At 70.3% G+C, this 2,684-nt stretch carries 2 protein-coding genes and 1 pseudogene; 2 read left to right on the top strand and 1 reads right to left on the bottom strand.

Annotated elements, in window-relative coordinates; translation table 11 throughout:
* Positions 1-390 (bottom strand): annotated as a pseudogene (locus tag FV218_RS22145) (porin family protein); the annotation flags it as partial.
* A gap of 466 nt (positions 391-856) precedes the next feature.
* On the opposite strand from FV218_RS22145, the gene FV218_RS22150 reads away from it, so the two are divergent.
* Positions 857-1,156 (top strand): hypothetical protein, encoded by a 300-nt coding sequence (locus FV218_RS22150; RefSeq protein WP_187273144.1) that lies wholly within the window; start codon positions 857-859, stop codon positions 1,154-1,156.
* Between the two features lie 261 nt (positions 1,157-1,417).
* Positions 1,418-2,684 (top strand): DEAD/DEAH box helicase (locus tag FV218_RS22155; RefSeq protein ID WP_147711573.1); only part of this gene is annotated, 1,267 nt, incomplete at its 3' end.

Consider the following 2,684-nt stretch of genomic DNA (forward strand, 5'->3'; position numbering starts at 1 on the left):
GAAGCGGTTCCGCTCACGACCGAAATCGACGTACTGGGCATCGGCCTCGACGCCGACGACGAAGCCGGAGCCCGGGGTGAACTGGTAGTTGTAGCCGATCTGACCACCGCCGACGAAGCCGTCGTTGGTGCTGCCGTTGCTGAAGGCGATCGCCTGGGTGGTGCCCGGACGGACCAGGGTGCTGGCGCCGTTGACGCCGATGACGGTGGGCGCGTTGTTGCTGGAGGCGTCGAAGCCGTAACCGGCGTTGAAACCGGCGTAGAAGCCCGTCCAGGTGAACACGGGGACCGGCACGAACACCGGCGGAGCGGCGCGGCGCGGAAGGTCGGCGGCCGAGGCGACGGCGGTCAGGCCGGCGAGGACGGTCGTGGCGAGAAGCAGTCTTTTCATCGGGGTACTCGGTTCTGGATTGGCGAAAGCCGGCGCGCTTGTAGTCCCTGGACGCCGCGAGGTCTGTCGCTTTCCTGCAACATGAGCATCGGATAGCCCAGCACATCTCAATGAAGGGTAAAGGTTAGCCGCAGGTCACCTCACCTTCGAGCCGTCGGTGCCGTGGCGCACACTCACAGTTCCATAAGGATAGTGCCGCCGCATCTCGGGGCCGAAGGCATCGCGGTCTCTGCGGATCCTTCCCGCCGCCCCCGTGTTGGGTACGATTTTGCCGAAACCAGGCGTCCACCTGACGTTTTAATGCCGGCCTCCGCGGCCCGGCACGCCCCCGACGGAGGCGCTCCCGCCGTCGTCGCTAGGGGAAGCAACGGTGATCGGGCGCCGCGTGAAGCTCTCTTAACCGTGATCGGGGAGGATCGACGCCGACCGGCCCGACCGGGCCACCGCACCGATGATCGTCCCCGCCATGCTGCCTCCCGACCGCTTCATCGAGACGCCCCGGGGCGAGGCTCCGGCCCGGGAGCGGGCGGACCCCGAACTCCGGCGGCCCGGCACCCTGCTGCCCTGGACGATCAAGCTGTGCCTCGCCCTCGGCCTCGGCGCCCTCGGGGCGACGCAGTATCTCTCCCGTGCCGTCGAGGGCGGGGCCCTGCGCCAGCGCGAGGCCCGTGCGGTCCTGGTCGATCCCGAGACCACGGGCTCCATCGGCCCGGCCGCCGCCCGCACCACCCTCGACCCGTGCACGGCCTCCGGCCTCAGGCGCTGAGATCGGGTTCAGGCGGCGAGGCTGCCGAAGCGGCGGTCCCGCGTCGCGAAGGCCTGCAGTGCGGCGGATACGATCCGCGGCGGCGGGATAAATCCACCCGCCGCACTCCGCTCGATTGACAAGCCGGCCCGGGGCTCTAAGTGTCCCCGCAACGCGTGTGCGCGGCGGGTCGTGTGTCGAAACCGCCCCTTGAAGCCGTCGCCGTGTCGATGCACTCCGCGCCGGTTGGTCCATTCCCGCGCGCAACGGTTCTCATAGAATATGTCTTTTGCCGACCTCGGATTGAGCGACAAGGTCCTGCAGGCCGTCACGGCGGCCGGGTACACGGAGCCGACGCCCATCCAGGCCCAGGCCATCCCCCACGTCCTGGCCCGGCGCGACGTGCTCGGCATCGCCCAGACCGGCACGGGCAAGACAGCGGCGTTCACCCTGCCGATGCTGACCCTGCTGGAGAACGGCCGGGCCCGCGCCCGCATGCCGCGCACGCTCATCCTCGAGCCGACCCGCGAACTCGCCGCCCAGGTGGTGGAGAATTTCGACCGCTACGGCGTGAACCACAAGCTCAACGTGGCGCTGATCATCGGCGGCGTGTCCTTCGCCGACCAGGATGCCAAGCTCATGCGCGGCACCGACGTGCTCATCGCCACGCCGGGCCGGCTCCTCGACCATTTCGAGCGCGGCAAGCTGCTGCTCACGGGCGTCGAGCTCCTCGTCATCGACGAGGCCGACCGGATGCTCGACATGGGCTTCATCCCCGACATCGAGCGCATCGTGAAGATGGTGCCGTTCACCCGCCAGACCCTGTTCTTTTCCGCCACCATGCCGCCGGAGATCGAGCGGCTCGCCGACATGTTCCTGCACACGCCCCAGCGGATCGAGGTGGCCCGGCCCGCCTCCACCGCCGAGACCATCGTGCAGAAGCTCGTGGCCACGGGCTCCGAGGGCCACGAGAAGCGCGACCTCCTGCGCCGGCTCATCCGGGGCGAGGCCGAGCTCAACAACGGCATCATCTTCTGCAACCGCAAGCGCGACGTGGCGCTCCTGCAGAAGTCGCTGGCGAGCCACGGCTTCAACGTCGCCGCGCTCCATGGCGACATGGACCAGCGCGCCCGCACCATCGCCCTCGACGGCTTCCGCTCCGGCGAGGTGCCGCTGCTGGTGGCCTCCGACGTCGCCGCGCGCGGCCTCGACATCCCGGCCGTGAGCCACGTCTTCAACTTCGACGTGCCCCACCACCCGGAGGACTACGTCCACCGCATCGGCCGCACGGGCCGCGCCGGCCGCGCCGGACACGCCTTCACCCTGGTGACCCGCTCCGACGAGCGCTCGATCACCGCCATCGAGAGCCTCATCGGCCAGCCGATCCCCTGGGCCGAGGGCGACCTCGGCGCCCTGCCGGAGGCCGCGCCCGCGACGGTGAGCGAGGACGCGCCGACCCGGACGCGCCATCGCGGCAAGTCCGGCGAGACCCTGCGCCGGCGCGGCGCTGCCGAGCCCGCCCGTGACGCCGCCCGGTCCGAATCCCGCG

It is taken from the genome of Methylobacterium sp. WL69 (genome assembly GCF_008039485.1).
In the GTDB taxonomy this organism is placed as follows: Bacteria; Pseudomonadota; Alphaproteobacteria; order Rhizobiales; family Beijerinckiaceae; genus Methylobacterium.